11 protein-coding genes and 1 tRNA gene are annotated in these 15,374 nt (G+C 64.5%); 7 read left to right on the top strand and 5 right to left on the bottom strand.

Annotated elements, in window-relative coordinates; translation table 11 throughout:
• Nucleotides 1-76: 76 nt before the first annotated feature.
• Both AABQ55_RS10165 and AABQ55_RS10160 read left to right on the top strand, forming a co-directional pair.
• Complete coding sequence (locus AABQ55_RS10165) at nucleotides 77-652, top strand: LabA-like NYN domain-containing protein (RefSeq protein WP_244770066.1); 576 nt, start codon at nucleotides 77-79, stop codon at nucleotides 650-652.
• 221 nt (nucleotides 653-873) lie between these two features.
• Complete coding sequence (locus AABQ55_RS10160) at nucleotides 874-1,344, top strand: hypothetical protein (protein ID WP_272804929.1); 471 nt, start codon at nucleotides 874-876, stop codon at nucleotides 1,342-1,344.
• Between the two features lie 24 nt (nucleotides 1,345-1,368).
• Here AABQ55_RS10160 and smpB read toward each other — a convergent pair whose 3' ends face one another.
• The gene (smpB, locus tag AABQ55_RS10155; RefSeq protein ID WP_244770064.1) at nucleotides 1,369-1,848 is read right to left on the bottom strand and encodes an SsrA-binding protein SmpB; all 480 of its coding nucleotides are present in this window, start codon (nucleotides 1,846-1,848) and stop codon (nucleotides 1,369-1,371) included.
• A 1-nt stretch (nucleotide 1,849) separates the two neighbouring features.
• Nucleotides 1,850-2,734, bottom strand: a complete 885-nt coding sequence (gene dapA / locus AABQ55_RS10150; protein ID WP_272804928.1) for a 4-hydroxy-tetrahydrodipicolinate synthase — start codon at nucleotides 2,732-2,734, stop codon at nucleotides 1,850-1,852.
• A gap of 327 nt (nucleotides 2,735-3,061) precedes the next feature.
• Here dapA and AABQ55_RS10145 point away from each other — a divergent pair, with 327 nt between their 5' ends.
• A complete protein-coding gene (locus tag AABQ55_RS10145; RefSeq protein WP_443021148.1) occupies nucleotides 3,062-5,128 on the top strand; it encodes a transglycosylase SLT domain-containing protein in 2,067 nt (688 codons plus the stop codon).
• 185 nt (nucleotides 5,129-5,313) lie between these two features.
• Nucleotides 5,314-6,192, top strand: a complete 879-nt coding sequence (locus tag AABQ55_RS10140; RefSeq protein ID WP_272804926.1) for an alpha/beta fold hydrolase — start codon at nucleotides 5,314-5,316, stop codon at nucleotides 6,190-6,192.
• A 124-nt stretch (nucleotides 6,193-6,316) separates the two neighbouring features.
• On the opposite strand, the gene AABQ55_RS10135 is transcribed toward AABQ55_RS10140, so the two are convergent.
• Complete coding sequence (locus AABQ55_RS10135; protein WP_244770060.1) at nucleotides 6,317-7,357, bottom strand: porin; 1,041 nt, start codon at nucleotides 7,355-7,357, stop codon at nucleotides 6,317-6,319.
• A 659-nt stretch (nucleotides 7,358-8,016) separates the two neighbouring features.
• On the opposite strand from AABQ55_RS10135, the gene AABQ55_RS10130 reads away from it, so the two are divergent.
• Complete coding sequence (locus AABQ55_RS10130) at nucleotides 8,017-9,084, top strand: porin (RefSeq protein ID WP_272804925.1); 1,068 nt, start codon at nucleotides 8,017-8,019, stop codon at nucleotides 9,082-9,084.
• A gap of 113 nt (nucleotides 9,085-9,197) precedes the next feature.
• Nucleotides 9,198-10,136: a tyrosine-type recombinase/integrase gene (locus AABQ55_RS10125; protein WP_272804924.1), complete on the top strand. Its 939-nt coding sequence runs from the start codon at nucleotides 9,198-9,200 to the stop codon at nucleotides 10,134-10,136.
• 45 nt (nucleotides 10,137-10,181) lie between these two features.
• Here AABQ55_RS10125 and AABQ55_RS10120 read toward each other — a convergent pair.
• A tRNA-Ser gene (locus AABQ55_RS10120) sits at nucleotides 10,182-10,271 on the bottom strand.
• 246 nt (nucleotides 10,272-10,517) lie between these two features.
• Here AABQ55_RS10120 and AABQ55_RS10115 point away from each other — a divergent pair.
• Nucleotides 10,518-11,630 carry a calcium-binding protein gene (locus AABQ55_RS10115; RefSeq protein WP_272804923.1) on the top strand — a complete coding sequence of 371 codons (1,113 nt, stop codon included), beginning with the start codon at nucleotides 10,518-10,520 and terminating at the stop codon, nucleotides 11,628-11,630.
• A 371-nt stretch (nucleotides 11,631-12,001) separates the two neighbouring features.
• Here the strand turns inward: AABQ55_RS10115 and AABQ55_RS10110 are convergent, their stop codons facing one another.
• Nucleotides 12,002-15,355 (bottom strand): caspase family protein, encoded by a 3,354-nt coding sequence (locus AABQ55_RS10110; protein ID WP_244770019.1) that lies wholly within the window; start codon nucleotides 15,353-15,355, stop codon nucleotides 12,002-12,004.
• Between the last annotated feature and the right edge of the window lie 19 nt (nucleotides 15,356-15,374).

Raw genomic sequence — 15,374 nt, 5'->3', positions numbered from 1 at the left:
AGTGCATCCGGCCACCTCGGCACTTGGCCAAAACACGACCGTTTACATCAACTTCTATTTAAAAGGATTTCGCAGTATGTTCGACCCCCGCGAGAAAATCGCCCTCTTCATCGACGGTGCAAATCTCTATGCGGCTTCCAGGACACTCGGGTTCGACATCGATTACAGAAAGCTCCTGAAGGCCTTCCAGAAGCGCGGCTATCTTCTGCGCGCCTATTACTATACCGCCCTCATCGAGGACCAGGAATATTCTTCGATCCGCCCGCTGATCGACTGGCTCGACTATAACGGCTACAAGGTCGTCACCAAGCCGGCCAAGGAATTCACCGATTCGCTCGGCCGCCGCAAGATCAAGGGCAACATGGACATCGAGCTGGCCATCGACGCGATGGAGCAGTCCGAGACCGTCGACCACCTCGTCATCTTCTCCGGCGACGGCGATTTCACCACGCTCGTCGAGGCGCTGCAGCGCCGGGGCCGCAAGGTGTCCGTCGTCTCGACCATGCAGACGCAGCCGCCGATGATCGCCGACGACCTGCGCCGCCAGGCCGACTACTTCATCGATCTCGGCTCGCTGAAGGCCGAGATCGGCCGCGACCCTTCCGAACGCCCGCAGCGCGCCACCGAACCGGTGGAGACCGTCAGCGACTGAGGCAAGCGGATCGGACCGAGGATGACTGACGGCAGTGGGCGGGGCGAGGCTCCCCTCCCCAACTTCGTGCATGCTCCGATGCGGGAAAAGCGCCGGAAACCGGCCTTTTCAAGCTTTCCTTAAACATTGAATTAAATTCCCTTGCGGGGTCTCAAGCTTCTTCAAGACTCCCCTGCTATTCCCGATATCGGACAGCCATTTCGCATTGGGACATCGGGACAATGGTGGACGCAGTATCGCTTTCGGCAAACAGCTACCGGGGAGCATCGAGCGCGCTCGACATGCGCGCGCCGGCCATGGCGGCGGAAACCCGCCCCGCGGTCTCCGCCCTCGCCGCGCTTGCCGCGCCGCAGCCGGTCACCCAGGTTTCGACCCCGTCCGACATCGCCGGGGAGATCGGCGACCTCAGCTTCCTCTATGCGCCGAACGGGCTGCCGGGCATCTCCGCCCTGCCCGCCTACGCCGTGCCGCCCTCCCAGGCGGCAGCGGACGAGCAGGTCGCCAACAACAGCCGCAACCCGACCGCGCGCCTCGCCATCGAGAGCAACGACCTCAACAGCCTGATGTCGAGCTTCCTGACGGCCCGCACCCCGAGCGTCAACCCGGCCGCCTCGCCGGACGTGCCGGCGGATGCCGGCAGCGAGCAGCTTGCGCGCCAGTCGGTCATCGCGCAGCTTTACAGCCAGTTCTAAGGAAGAGAAGCGAGGAAGGGCGCCTCAGCCGCGCTCGCGCAGCAGGCGGCCCTTCTGGCGATTCCAGTCGCGCTCCTTCTCGGTCTCGCGCTTGTCGTGCAGCTTCTTGCCCTTGGCGAGCGCGAGTTCGAGCTTTGCCCGGCCGACATCGTTGAAGTAGATCTTGAGCGGCACCAGCGTCATGCCCTCGCGATTGATCGCGTTGCGCAGGCGATGGATTTCCCGCCGGGACAGCAGAAGCTTGCGCCGCCGGCGGGTCTCGTGGTTGAAGCGGTTGGCCTGGAGATATTCCGGCAGGTAGGAATTGATCAGCCAGATCTCGCCGCCCTCGTCCGAAGCATAGGATTCCGCGATGTTCGCCTTGCCTTCGCGCAGCGACTTGACCTCCGTGCCGGTCAGGACGAGACCGGCTTCGTAGGTATCGATGATCTCGTAGTTGAAGCGGGCCTTGCGGTTCTCCGCCACAATCTTCTTGACCGTCGTCGGACGCGCTTTCGTCGCCATGTCAGTTCAGCAGGCCGGCGTGGCGCAGCGCCGCGTCGATGGCTGCCTCCGTGGCCGGCTCCAGCGTGGAGAGCAGCGGCGAGCGGACGGTGCGGTTCATGCCGCGCGTGCGGTTCAGCGCGTATTTCGCGCCACACAGGCCCGGCTCGAGGAAGATCGCCTTGTGCAGCGGCATCAGCTTGTCCTGGTATTCCAGCGCGCTGGCGTAATCGCCGGCGAGCGTCGCCACCTGGAGTTCCGCACAGAGCCGCGGCGCGACATTCGCCGTCACCGAAATGCAGCCCACGCCGCCATGGGCGTTGAAGCCGAGCGCGGTGGCATCCTCGCCGGAAAGCTGGACGAAATCCTTGCCGCAGGCGATGCGCTGTTCGGAAACGCGCTCGATCTTGCCGGTCGCGTCCTTGACGCCGACGATCGAGGCATACGCCTTGGCGAGGGCACCCATCGTCTCGGGCGACATGTCGACCACCGAGCGGCCGGGAATGTTATAGATGACGATCGGCAGCTTCACGCTTTCGGCGATCGCCGCGAAATGCGTGAAGAGCCCCTTCTGCGTCGGCTTGTTGTAATAGGGCGTGACGACGAGGATGGCGTCCGCGCCCGCCTTTTCGGCGTGCTGGGCGAGGTCGATCGCTTCCTTCGTGTTGTTCGAGCCCGCACCGGCGATCACCGGCACGCGGCCAGCCGAGACCTTGATGCAGAGTTCCACCACCCGTTTGTGCTCGTCATGCGACAGCGTCGGCGATTCGCCGGTGGTGCCGACCGGGACGAGGCCGTGGCTGCCTTCGCCGATCTGCCATTCGACATGCGCGGCGAAGGCGTCTTCATCGACGGCGCCGGCATCGGTGAACGGGGTGACGAGAGCGGGAATGGATCCCTTGAACATCGAGAACTCCTGAGGCCAGAGCCGCCCTTGGGCTTACATGCTTTGGCCGTATTCCGTGGTTAAAAACGCCCGCACAATAATCATGTGACAGTCCTGCGGCAAGCGGCGCGACGGGCGTTTTTCATGCATGATCAAGGCGGAAGGGCGGCGGATGCGCGAATATTCGCTTCCCCTGATCCGTCGCTTGGAAAGCAGGCCCTTTCACGGCTTAGTGAGGGCTGCGGTTAAGGCTTCGTTAAGGCAACAAAGGGTTAATTGATTGTCAAGGTTCCGGCGGAAAATGACGTTCTGGACGCGCCGCCGGTCAGGCATCCGGGATGTAGCATGATCTCGAGAAACAGTTTCATCCTTTGTGCCTTGCTGCTTGCCGGTGCGGCCGGCCTTGCGCTGCGCTCTTCGCCGGTCGAGGCGGAAAACACCACGGTGCCGGTGATAAAGCCGCTCGGCTTTGCCGCGGACATGCCGTCGAAGGACATCATCACCAGTGCCATTCCGCGCACGGACAGCCTGCAGCCGGCGAGCGCGGAGCTGCGCGAGGGGCTCGACGCGCTTTCCAATCGCGATGCGGCCCTTGCCATTGCAGCGCGCAACCGCCTGCCGCCCGACAGCCTCGACCGGCATATCCTGACCTGGGCGATCGCCGTCTCCGGCCAGCGGGGCGTTCCGTCCTGGGAGATCGCCGCCGCCCAGAAGGAGCTGAAGGGCTGGCCGGGCCTGAAGGCGCTGCGTGCCAATTCCGAGCGGGCGCTTTCCCGTGAAAATCCGCCGGCGGCCGATGTGCTCGCCGCCTTCGGCACGACCCGCCCGGAAACGGCGGAAGGCGCGGTCGCGCTCTGCCGCGCGCTCGTCGCGACCGGCAATGCGGTGCGCGCCGGCGAGGTCCTGCGGTCCTTCTGGCAGAAGGAAACGCTTTCCAAGGAACTCGAAAGCAGGATCCTCGGCGAATTCGGCGCGCTCTTGACCGTCGCCGACCACAAGATGCGCATGGAGATGCTGCTCTATCGCGACCGCGTCGACCAGGCGCAGCGGTTCGGCGATCTCGGCAAGGCGCAGTCGCTCTATCGCGCCTGGGCGGCGGTCATTCGCAAGAACAAGACGGCCGGCACCCTGATCAAGGCCGTCGATGCGAGCTGGCAGAAGGACCCCGCCTATACGTTCCTGCGCATCCGCCATCTGCGCAACAACGAGGAATACCGCGCAGCCGGAAAGCTCTTCTCCGCCATGCCGGAGGATCCGGCGCGGCTGGTCAATCCCGGCGCCTGGTGGAACGAGCAGCGCATCGTCAGCCGCGGCCTTGCCGATCTCGGCGACTTTCGCGATGCCTATCGCGTCGCGGCCCGCCACGGCGCGGACGACCCGACGGATATCGTCGAGGCGGAGTTCCATGCCGGCTGGTATGCGCTGCGCGATCTCGACGACCCGAAGACCGCGGCCGGCCATTTCCGGCGCATCCTGCAGGCCTCCGACCGGCCGCTCTCCGTCTCCCGCGCCTGGTACTGGCTGGGACGGACGGCGGAAAAGGGCAATCCGAAGGAGGCAAAGGACTATTTCGCCAAGGCGGCGAACTTCTCCGGCACCTTCTACGGCCAGCTCGCCGCCGCGCGGCTCGGCCGCACGGCGTTGAACGTCGCCTATCCGAAGCCGACCGAGGAGGAACGCGCCCGCTTCAACCAGCGCGAGGCCGTGCAGGCGATCGCCCGCCTGCAGGCGGCCGGGCACGGCTGGCGCGGCGACAGCCTCTACCGGGCGCTCGCCGGCGAGCTGATGAGCCCTGGCGAGCTCGCGCTTCTCGCCGCGCAGGCCGAGAAGGGTGGCAACCACCAGCTCTCGCTGCAGATCGGCAAGATCGCCTTCGGGCGCGGCATCGATGTGGCGGCGCTGGCCTTCCCGATCGGCGTCATTCCCGACGATGCCGACATTGCCGGTTCCGGCAAGGCGCTCGCCTATGCCATCGCCCGGCAGGAAAGCGCCTTCAACCCGGCTGCCGTCTCTCCCGCCAATGCGCAGGGCCTGCTGCAGCTCATGCCTGGCACGGCGCAGGGCGTGGCGAAACGCTATGGCCTTGCCTATTCCAAGGAGCGGCTGACGACGGACGCCGCCTACAACGCCACTCTCGGCGCCCACTATCTCGGCGAGCAGATCAGCGATTTCGGCGGCTCCTATGTGCTGACCTTCATTGCCTACAATGCGGGTCCCCGCCGCGTGCCGCAGTGGATCGCCCGCTATGGCGACCCGCGCGGCAAGCCGATCGACGAGGTCGTCGACTGGATCGAGCGCATCCCCTTCTCCGAAACCCGCAGCTACGTGCAGCGCGTGATGGAGAACTACCAGGTCTACAAGACCCGTCTTGGCCAGAAGGCCGATATCGTGCACGATCTCAGCGTCGGCCGCTGAGGCGGCCCTGCTCCCCGCCGGAGCGTTTCCGCTTCCCCCGGATCGCGCGCCCGGCCTTTCACAATATATGCGAACGCAAAACCGCTTCGCACTTTTGCCGGAATTGCTCTAGGCTGGCCGTCCCTACCCGTTCGGAGTGTCCCGGCCCGAACGTCCTTCCCCAACAGTCAGGCGGATGCACAGACATGGACGGATTCGAAAGCCGCTTCTTCCCAGCCGAAGACGGACTGATGCTGCATGCCCGCGATTACGCACCAGCCGCGGCCGACGGCCGGCTGCCGCTCGTCTGCCTGCCCGGCCTCAGCCGCAACGGGCGCGACTTCCACCCGCTCGCCTTGCGCCTCGCGCAGGATCCCGCCGCCCCGCGCCGCGTCATCGCGCTCGATTACCGCGGGCGCGGGCTTTCGGCCCATGACGGCAATGCGGCCAACTACACTGTCGCGGTGGAATGCCGGGACGTCCTCACCGCCCTGTCCGCCTTCGGCCTCACCCGCGCGCTTTTTGCGGGGACCTCGCGCGGCGGGCTGATCCTGCATGTCATGGCGGCCGTGCGGCCCGACTGCATTGCGGGCGCGATCCTCAACGATATCGGACCGGAAATCGAGGCGGACGGCCTCGAGGAGATTCGCGACTATCTTTCCCGCGCGACCTTTCCCGCCAGTTTCGCGGCGGCGGCCGAGGGGCTGAGGGCGCTGCACGGCGCCACCTTCCCTGCCCTTTCGGACGCCGACTGGCACGACATGGCCGAAGCGATCTATGCCGAGCGGGACGGCCGGATCGTCGCCGACTTCGATCCCGGGCTGACGGACCAGCTGCAGGCCATCGACTTTTCAAAGCCGCTTCCGACGCTCTGGCCGCAATTCGAGCTGCTGGCGCAAAAGCCGCTGCTCGTGGTGCGCGGCGAACAGTCCCGGCTGTTTTCCCGGCAGACGCTCGCCCGCATGGCGGCCCATGCCGCCACCGTCCGCACGGTGACCGCGCCGGGACAGGGGCATGCCCCGCTCCTGCACCATGCCGACGTCTTCCCGTCGGTCGAGGCGTTCCTCGCCGGCCTGGACGGCTGAACCCCGCGCCATACCCCCGTGTTCCGCCCGCGCCTCCCGCAATGCGCGGTCCGAGGGGCGCTCCAAAACGAAAAGACCCGGCTCGAAAGCCGGGTCTCCCATCACTGACAGAGGTCAGATCAGATTAGAACGAACGCTGCAGGCGGACGAAGCCGGACCAGTCGTCCTGGCCGCCCTTGGCACCGCCGCGCGGGCCGTCGACGTCGGTGTACTGCAGGCTGACCTTGGCGGTCAGGTCGGTCACGATCGTGTAGTCGAGCGTGACGCCGGCGCGCCATGCGTCGCGGTCGCCGACATAGTCGCCGCTCAGATCGTAGTCGATCGTGCCCCAGTACTGGAAGCCGGGGGTGATGGCCAGCTTGTCGGTCAGGTTAGCCTTGTACGAGGCAGCGACCGACCATTCGGAAGCGTCCCAGTAACGGTTTGCGCCCGACGACCAGACGGCTGCGCCCTGCAGGGTGCCCGGGCCGACGTCAGCGGAGATGAGGCCGCGGATGTTGCCGTTTTCGGCGTCGAAGTCGTAGGAGCCGAGCAGGTCAGCGCTGACGGCGCCGAACGAGCCGGTGACAACGCCCGAGATGCCGAGGTTGTCTTCGAAGCGCGACCAAGCCTTGTTGGCGAACGATTCGAGAGCGACCGTAGCGGAGAAGGCGCCGCCTTCGTACTTGTACGAGATGGCGTTCAGCAGCGTGTTGCCGCCGATGACGTTCAGGAAGCCGCCGTCGAGAGCGTCGGTTTCGCCGTTGATGCCCTTATCCCACTCCGTGTAGAAGTAGCCGGCCTTGAAGCCGCCGAGCTGGATCCATGCGCCGTCCAGGAAGGTGTCCTGGTGGGAGTCAGCCTGAAGGTCGATGTGGCCGGTCAGCGTGCCGAGCTCGGTGTCGCTCTTGGCGTCGAGCGAGATGTAACCACGCGTACCAACGCGGTAGCCAGCGTCGTTGCCGACAGCGTTTTCAGCGAAGTCAACCTGGAAACGGACGTAGCCGCTGATCTGCAGGCAGGTTTCGGTGCCCGGAATGTAGAAGTAACCCGTGCCGAATGCGTCGCAAACGCGAACGTATTCCATCGGCTCCGGCTCGGCGGCAACGATAGCGTCGGCGGCCTGAGCGCCGGAGACTGCTGCGAGAGCAGCAGCGGAGCCGATGAGAAGGCTCTTGATGTTCATTTTCTGACCTCCAGTCAAAAAGTTTCAAACGGGTCTGGGTTTTTTGCTGAAGGACAGCGTTCCCTGCCCCATCCCCAAGTTCAGGAAGCGGACGATCAACCGCCCCTGCTTCCGAAGGTGAAAATACAAGACGCGCCTCCGTAAGCAATCTCCAAACTGAAAGGAGGCAGGGTTTGTGTCAGCCTTCGCCCCGCGCTGTTGCGGAAAGGACACAAAATGGCGGGGCAGATCGCTAAAAGTTTATGGATCCTTAACAAAAGGCCTTATGAAGCGGGCACTTAGCCGGGCGGTTTTTCCGAATCCTCCCGCCATAGACCGGGCAAAAAGAGGGCGAAGCCTGCGCTTTAACGTGGCGGACGGGCATTTTTCCCGCTGTCGCTCCCCATCGTCAACGCCCCGGCAGGACCGGAAACGGGAATCGGCACGGCCCGTTTCGGGGGTGGTTCGGGAGAATCAGGCGGCGGACTTTACGAGGATATGGACAGGGCGCGCGCGGCGAACGAAACGGCCTTCGTTCACGCCGGCGACGGGATGTCGCCGGCCCGTCATATATATAATGTCGAGCAGGACGCATTTCAGCACGCAGAAAAGAGGCCTGCCCCCGGCACGCCAGGGGCCGGCGGCGCGCGATGCTGCTTTTTCTGACTGGAGGTCAGAAAATGAACATCAAGAGCCTTCTCATCGGCTCCGCTGCTGCTCTCGCAGCAGTCTCCGGCGCTCAGGCCGCCGACGCTATCGTTGCCGCCGAGCCGGAGCCGATGGAATACGTTCGCGTTTGCGACGCATTCGGCACGGGTTACTTCTACATTCCGGGCACCGAAACCTGCCTGCAGATCAGCGGCTACGTCCGTTTCCAGGTTGACTTCGCCGAGCATGGCCGCAGCGGCTCCACCGGCGCCTGGCTGACGAATGACGCTGCTTACAAGACCAATACCCGTGGTTATCTCTCCATCGACGCCAAGAGCGACACCGAGCTCGGCACGCTGACCGGCCACATCGACCTCCAGAGCGACTCTGGTGCCGACACCTTCCTGGACGGCGCATGGATCCAGCTCGGCGGCTTCAAGGCCGGCTACTTCTACACGGAGTGGGATAAGGGCATCAACGGCGAAACCGACGCTCTCGACGGCGGCTTCCTGAACGTCATCGGCGGCAACACGCTGCTGAACGCCATCTCGTACAAGTACGAAGGCGGCGCCTTCTCCGCCACGGCTTCGCTCGAGACCTTCGCAACCAACACCTGGTCGGAGTTCTCCGACAACCTCGGCATCTCGGGCGTTGTAACCGGCTCGTTCGGCGCCGTCAGCGCTGACCTGCTCGGCTCCTACGACTTCGACGCCGAAAACGGCAACATCCGCGGCCTCGTCTCCGTTGACGTCGGCCCGGGCACCCTGCAGGGCGCAGCCGTCTGGTCGTCGGGCGCAAACCGTTACTGGGACGCTTCCGAATGGTCGGTCGCTGCCTCGTACAAGGCAAACCTGACCGACAAGCTGGCCATCACCCCCGGCTTCCAGTACTGGGGCACGATCGACTACGATCTGAGCGGCGACTATGTCGGCGACCGCGATGCATGGCGCGCCGGCGTCACGCTCGACTACACGATCGTGACCGACCTGACCGCCAAGGTCAGCCTGCAGTACACCGACGTCGATGGCCCGCGCTTCGACGGCAAGAAGAGCGGCATGGACGACTGGTCCGGCTTCGTCCGCCTGCAGCGCTCGTTCTGATAGAATAGCGACCGAAAACAGAAAACCCGGCTGCAAGCCGGGTTTTTGCTTTCTGCTAATTTAGGGGATGTTTTGGCAGGAATCCAGCAATCATTTTGTGCAACCACTGCGCGATGCATGCGCCGCGGGGTCCCCAAATGCAAAAAGTTGCCCCAAATTTTGGCAACTACAACCTGAACTATAATTTTTCTTCATTAATTCAGCCAAAAATATCAAAGCGTGTTACATTGCGCTGGCTGCTTGATCGCTATAGCGACGTGCTTTGGGAGCCGGGATCTCACAAATATAATGTCCTGTCCTTCGTCGGGGAGCTCGACGAAATCCTTCTCGGCACAACCTTTACGGATTTCACCGACGAGATGGTGGACAGCCTGATCGCGGCGTTGCGCAAGCGCGGCAACAGCAATGCCACGATCAACCGGAAGATGGCCGCGCTCAGCAAGCTGCTGCGCAAGGCATACCGGATGGGCGACATCGAGAGCCTCCCGGAATTCAAGCGCCAGCGGGAAAAGGCTGGCCGTATCCGCTTTCTCGATCCCGACGAGGAGGCGCGGCTTTTTGCAAGGATCCTTGAAATATCCGATCTTTACGGTCGCCTCTGCATCTTCCTCGTCGATACCGGCGCACGTCTTGGCGAAGGCATCGGCCTTCGATGGCAGGACATCCAGGGCGAGCGCGTCACCTTCTGGCTGACCAAGAGCGGGAAAAGCCGTTCCGTGCCGCTTACCGAACGCGCGGCCGCCGCCATCCACGCGTCGGACAGGCGAAAACGCGGCCCCTTCGCGGGCATCGCCCAGCCAAAATTCCGCGCGGCCTGGAACGAGGCGAAGCAGACGGTGGGACTGGGCACGGATCCCGACGTCGTGCCGCATATCCTGCGCCACACCTGCGCTTCACGGCTTGTCCAGGGCGGCATCGATATCAGACGCGTCCAGACCTGGCTGGGCCACCAGACCCTGCAGATGACCATGCGCTACGCGCATCTCGCCTCCAGCGACCTGGACATCTGCGTGCCCATTCTGGAACGCGCGGCACGCCGCAAGGCAGGCTGACGATTTTCCGGACGTGTCTGGGAGCCTTGCCGAAGCACAAGGAACTGGCGGAGAAGAAGGGATTCGAACCCTCGATACCGTTTCCGGTATACTCCCTTAGCAGGGGAGCGCCTTCGACCACTCGGCCACCTCTCCGCTCGCGGTCTCACTATGCGGCAGCGCTTGCGATTGCAAGGCTTTTTTGGTTTTCACCCACATTTTGATGACGGTGCCGCGCCTTCGGGCCGGAACCGCGACTGCGCCCTCCCCGCTTCCGCCTGCGGAATTTTTGCCGGCCGGCCTCGAAAATGCCTTCTGCCTCCCCACTTTGTTCAACAGCGGTTCAGCTTGCCGGCGCTAGAAGTCGGACAACAGCACATGGTTGCAGAAAGGAACGAGGACATGGCCTATGTATACAAGGGCACGAACGGAGACGACTACGTCGTCCAGAACTCGCGCACCGAGGTCGAGATCTACACCTATGGCGGCGATGACGAAATCGTTCTGAACCGGACCGACAGCCGGGGCGGCCTCAACTATGTCGAAGCCGGCAGCGGCAACGATCTCGTGCGCAACAGTTTCGAGGGCGGCAACGACATCTTCCTGGGCTCCGGCAACGACGTCTACAAGCACGACGGCTCGGCCAAGGCCAGCGGCGAATACGACATCGTCCGCGGCGGCGACGGCAATGACCGGTTCGAGGTGAAGACGCTCGCCAGCGTCTACAAGGGCGACAGCGGCAACGACACCTTCTATTCGGTCGGCTACCGCAACTCGTTCAACGGCGGCTCCGGCAACGACACGATCAACTACTCGCTGCAGGATTCCTCCAGCGAGAGGGGCCGCGGCATCTATGTCGACCTTGACAAGGGCTTTGCGAAGGCCGTCGAAGGGCGCACCGAGAAGCTGAGCAGCATCGAGAACGCCACGGGCACCCGCGCCAACGACACGCTGATCGGCACCGGCGGCAACAACACGCTGCGCGGCGGCAACGGCAACGACCAGCTGGAAGGGCTCGGCGGCAACGACAAGCTCTATGGCGGCTCCGGCAAGGACGTCCTCTACGGCGACAACGGCAATGACGACCTTTACGGCGGCGGCGGCAACGACCGGCTCTACGGCGGCTCCGGCAACGACGACCTCGTCGGCGGCGCGGGCAACGACCTCCTGGTCGGCGGCAGCGGCAACGACTTCCTTGTCGGCGGCTCCGGTGCCGATACGTTCCGCTTCGTGCGCACCTCCGACAGCAAGGTCGGCTCGCAGCGCGACGTGATCGACGACTTCAAGCCGGAGAGCCAGGGCGACGTCATCGACCTGCGCGACATCGACGCCGATACGGGCCGGGGCGGCAACAACGCCTTCACCTTCATCGGCAAGGATGCCTTCTCCGGCACCGCAGGGGAACTGCGCTACTCGGGCACGATCATCTCCGGCGACGTGGACGGCGACGGCCGCGCCGATTTCGAGATTGACGCCGGCCTCACGCGCTACTATTCGAGCGACTTCCTGCTCTAAGCTCCGCCCCCGGCACCAGGGGGCGCCTCCGAGCTTGTCATGCCGCACGCGCCAGCAACGCGTGCGGCATTTCTCGTTGTAATCCTTGTGAAAAAGCGCGCGGCGTGCCGTTCGGGCAGGGTCAGCCGCGGCCAGGCCCGCCGAATCAGATCTTCGGACAGGCGACGACATGGCGCCCTGCGGCAACCCGGCCTTCACGCCGGGACAGGGCAATCCGACGCGCCGTTTCGGCCTTCATGGACTTTTCCCCACAAAACGAGAACCGCCAGCGACCTTTCTGGTCGCTGGCGGTTCTGAATCCGGTCCACCGGAATTGCGCTGGCACCTTGTCTGTCCGCCGCCGAAGCGTTGCCGCTTCGGCGGGACACGCCTCAGGTTCGGGCGGCCAGGCGGTCGATCGCGTTCTGCGTCGAGGTGCCGAAGTCGCCGTCGATCGGGCCGCTATAGTAGCCACGATCCTTGAGGATCTGCTGGAACTCCTTGCGGAACTGCGGCGTGAAGTTCGCCGGCGAGCCCTTGAGTTCCTGCAGCTTGCCCTGATCGCCGCCCTCGACGCTGGCGGCGGCCCAGCGGGCGGCCTCCTTGGCGTTGGCGCGCGTGCCGAGGCCCTGGTCGTAGAGGCGGGAGAGATTGCCCATGGCATAGGTGTTGCCACCGTTCGCCGCCTTTTCGTACCAGTTGCGGGCCTCGGCATAGTCCTGCTTCACGCCGTTGCCGACGTCGTAGAGCCAGCCGATCGAGGCCATCGAATAGTAGTCGTTGAAGGCCGCGGCCTTCTCGTACCACTTGCGCGCCTCGACATAATCGACCGCGACGCCGAGGCCGGACTGGTAGGCATAGCCGACGGAGGACATGGCGTTGACGTCGCCGCCCTCGGCACCCTTCAGGTACCAGTCGAGCGAGGCATTGTAGTCGCGTGCCGTGCCGAGGCCCTCGCGGTAGAACCAGCCCATCGTGGCCTGCGCATTGGCATAGCCCTGCTCGGCGGCCTTGCGATACCACTTGATGGCCTCGTCATAGTCCTTGCGCGTGCCGTTGTAGCCTTCGCGGTAGAGCCAGCCGAGCGAGGCCTGGGCATAGGGATTGCCGGCATTCGAGGCCTGCTCGAACATGCGGGTGCCCTTGGCCATGTCGACCGGGCCATCCGTGCCGTAAATCGAGTACCAGGCAAGGTTGGTCAGCGCGTAGAGGTTCCCCTCGTCGGCGGCCTTCTGGTACAGCTCGCGCGCCTTCGGGAAGTTGCGTGCCGCGTCGTGGGCGCGGCCCAGCATGTTGCGGATCGAGTTGTCCGACGGATTGGCGTTGAGCGCCGCCTCGCAGACCGGGATCGCGCGGCCGTAGTCGATCTGCGCGAAGAGCTTGCCGAGGAAGCCCGGGCGCAGGTTCGGTTCGCCGGCGAGTTCATAGCACTGGTCGGCATCCGAACCGCCGAGGGTCACCGTCGACTGGCTGTTGTCGGTGGTGGTCGTGTTGCTGTTCGTCAGCGAGGTGGTGGTGCTGTCGTTGCGGCCCGTTGCGAGCTTGTCGATGGCGGCGAGCGTCGCCGCGCCGAACTCGCCATCGGCCGAACCGCTGTAGTAGCCGCGTTCCTTCAGGAGGTTCTGCATCTCCTTGCGGAAGGCGACCGTGAAGTTGCCCGGATTGTCCTTGAGCTCCTTCAGCTTGTTGGCATCGCCGCTTTCGACCGAGGCAGCCGCCCAGCGGACGGCTTCCTTGGCGTCGGCCGGCGTGCCGAGACCCTGGTCGTAGAGGCGCGACAGGTTGCCCATGGCATAGGCGCTGCCGGCATTGGCGGCCTTCTCGTACCAGTAGCGGGCTTCGACATAGTCCTGCTTCACGCCGTTGCCGACGTCATAGAGCCAGGCGAGCGAGGCCATCGAGTAGGAATCGCCGATATTGGCGGCCTTCTCGTACCAGACCTTGGCCTCCGCGTAGTTCTGCGCCGTGCCGAGGCCGTTCTGGTAGGCCCAGCCGAGCGAGGACATGGCATTGGCATCGCCCGCATCGGCCGCCTTGCGATACCAGTTGAGCGACTGGACGTAATCCTGCGAGACGCCGAGGCCTTCGCGGTAGAACCAGCCCATGGTCGCCATGGCGTTGGCATAGCCCTGGTTGGCCGACTGCTGGTACCACTTCACCGCCTCGTTGTAGTCCTGGCGCGTGCCGCCGTAGCCTTCGCGGTAGAGCCAGCCGAGCGAGGCCTGGGCATAGGAGTTGCCGGCGATCGAGGCCTTCTCGAACATCGACAGGCCCTTGGCGACATCGACCGGGCCATCCGTGCCGTAGACGGAGAACCAGGCAAGGTTCGTCAGGGCGTACATGTTGCCGAGCTCGATCGCCTTCTCGTAGTTGCGGCGGGCTTCGACATAGTTGCGGTCGGCGTCGTGCGCGCGGCCGAGCAGGTTGACGAGCATGCCGTCGGACGGGTTCTCGTTGACGGCCTGCGCGCAGGCGGTGAGCGCCCGCTTGGCATCGATCTTCAGGAAGTTGACGCCCATGAAGCCGGGCAGCGACTGCGGCTCGCCGGCAAGCAGGAAGCAGTCGCGCGAGGCCGGCGTCTCCTTGCCGGTGACGTCGACGCTGAGGCCCTTCTTGGGCTCCAGCGCGGCGATGAGCTGTTCGGCATCGCTGCGGTGCTGGCTGTCCGGATAGCGCTCGATGAAGCGCTGGAGCGCGGCCGCGTCGGTCGAGCCCTTCAGGGCCTCCCATGCGATGCCGGCTGCATCCTGCCCGTCGTTCTGGGTGGCTTCCTTGAGGCTGGCGAGCTTCTTTTCCGCCAGCATCTTGTAGACCGGATCCTTGCCGTGCTTCTCGATGAAGGCGTTGATCAGGTCCTCGTCGGCGAGGTCGCGGATGTTCTGCCAGTCGGCGGCCGCTTCCGACTGGCCGTTCGGCGAGATTTCCTGCGTGTTGCCGCTGTTGTTGACGTTGATGTTCACTTCCTTGATGTTCAGGAAGATCTGCGCGCCGCCGAGCGAACCGTAGACGAAGGGCTCCTGCTCGCGGTTGGTGACTTCCACCACCTCGTCGCGCACCTTGCCGAGCGCGATGCGCACGTCGAGGCCGGGCTCCGTCAGGTATTTCGACAGGGCGGAGGCGAACGGGCTGTTCCTGCCCTCGCCGTCCAGCGCCACGGTGCCGGCCTTCGAGGCGAAGGCGATCAGCGTGTCGGCCGATTCCGGCTCGACGCGGGCAAGGCCGCGCGTGACGGCGCGCGTGCCGATCGACCGTGTCATCGAGGCGGAGAACGGGTTGTTGCGGCAGGCATCGAGGATGAAGAGCTTCAGCCTCTTGGCGCCTTCCAGCGAGCGCTGCACGCGGTCGATGGCGACGCTCTCGTCCTCGACGTCGCGGTCGCTCCTCAGCGCCGCGTCGACGGGGATGAGGTAGTTGACCCCGTTCATCTCCATGGCGTGGCCGGAATAGTAGACCACCGCCATTTCGGCATCCATCGAATCGTCCTCGAACTCGCGCAGCGCCTTCACCATGGCGGCGCGGTCGAGATCGTGGACGGTCTTGACGGAATCGAAACCTGCGTTTTCGAACGAGGCGCGCATCAGCTCGACATCGTTCGCAGGGTTGTTGAGCTGGGCGGTCTCTTCGTATTTCTGATTGCCTATCAGCAGTGCAACGCGTTTCGCCTCTGCGGCGCCCGCATTGAACACGACGACGGCAACCGAGACGAAGAGGACCGGCGCCCAGCGTCTCTGCATTTGCTTGATCATGCCCTTCCCTCCGGCATTA

Source organism: Shinella sp. WSD5-1, from assembly GCF_963942435.1.
GTDB lineage: Bacteria > Pseudomonadota > Alphaproteobacteria > Rhizobiales > Rhizobiaceae > Shinella > Shinella yambaruensis.
Note: the sequence above shows the minus strand (reverse complement) of the source record. Positions and strands in the feature narration are given on the sequence as shown.

What these genes read in the sequence shown, in the direction of transcription:
- AABQ55_RS10165 (WP_244770066.1), top strand. Translation starts at nt 77, where the DNA reads ATGTTCGACCCCCGCGAGAAAATCGCCCTCTTCATCGACGGTGCAAAT.
- AABQ55_RS10160 (WP_272804929.1), top strand. Translation starts at nt 874, where the DNA reads ATGGTGGACGCAGTATCGCTTTCGGCAAACAGCTACCGGGGAGCATCG.
- smpB (WP_244770064.1), bottom strand. Translation starts at nt 1,848, where the DNA reads ATGGCGACGAAAGCGCGTCCGACGACGGTCAAGAAGATTGTGGCGGAG.
- dapA (WP_272804928.1), bottom strand. Translation starts at nt 2,734, where the DNA reads ATGTTCAAGGGATCCATTCCCGCTCTCGTCACCCCGTTCACCGATGCC.
- AABQ55_RS10140 (WP_272804926.1), top strand. Translation starts at nt 5,314, where the DNA reads ATGGACGGATTCGAAAGCCGCTTCTTCCCAGCCGAAGACGGACTGATG.
- AABQ55_RS10135 (WP_244770060.1), bottom strand. Translation starts at nt 7,357, where the DNA reads ATGAACATCAAGAGCCTTCTCATCGGCTCCGCTGCTGCTCTCGCAGCA.
- AABQ55_RS10130 (WP_272804925.1), top strand. Translation starts at nt 8,017, where the DNA reads ATGAACATCAAGAGCCTTCTCATCGGCTCCGCTGCTGCTCTCGCAGCA.
- AABQ55_RS10125 (WP_272804924.1), top strand. Translation starts at nt 9,198, where the DNA reads ATGCATGCGCCGCGGGGTCCCCAAATGCAAAAAGTTGCCCCAAATTTT.
- AABQ55_RS10115 (WP_272804923.1), top strand. Translation starts at nt 10,518, where the DNA reads ATGGCCTATGTATACAAGGGCACGAACGGAGACGACTACGTCGTCCAG.
- AABQ55_RS10110 (WP_244770019.1), bottom strand. Translation starts at nt 15,355, where the DNA reads ATGATCAAGCAAATGCAGAGACGCTGGGCGCCGGTCCTCTTCGTCTCG.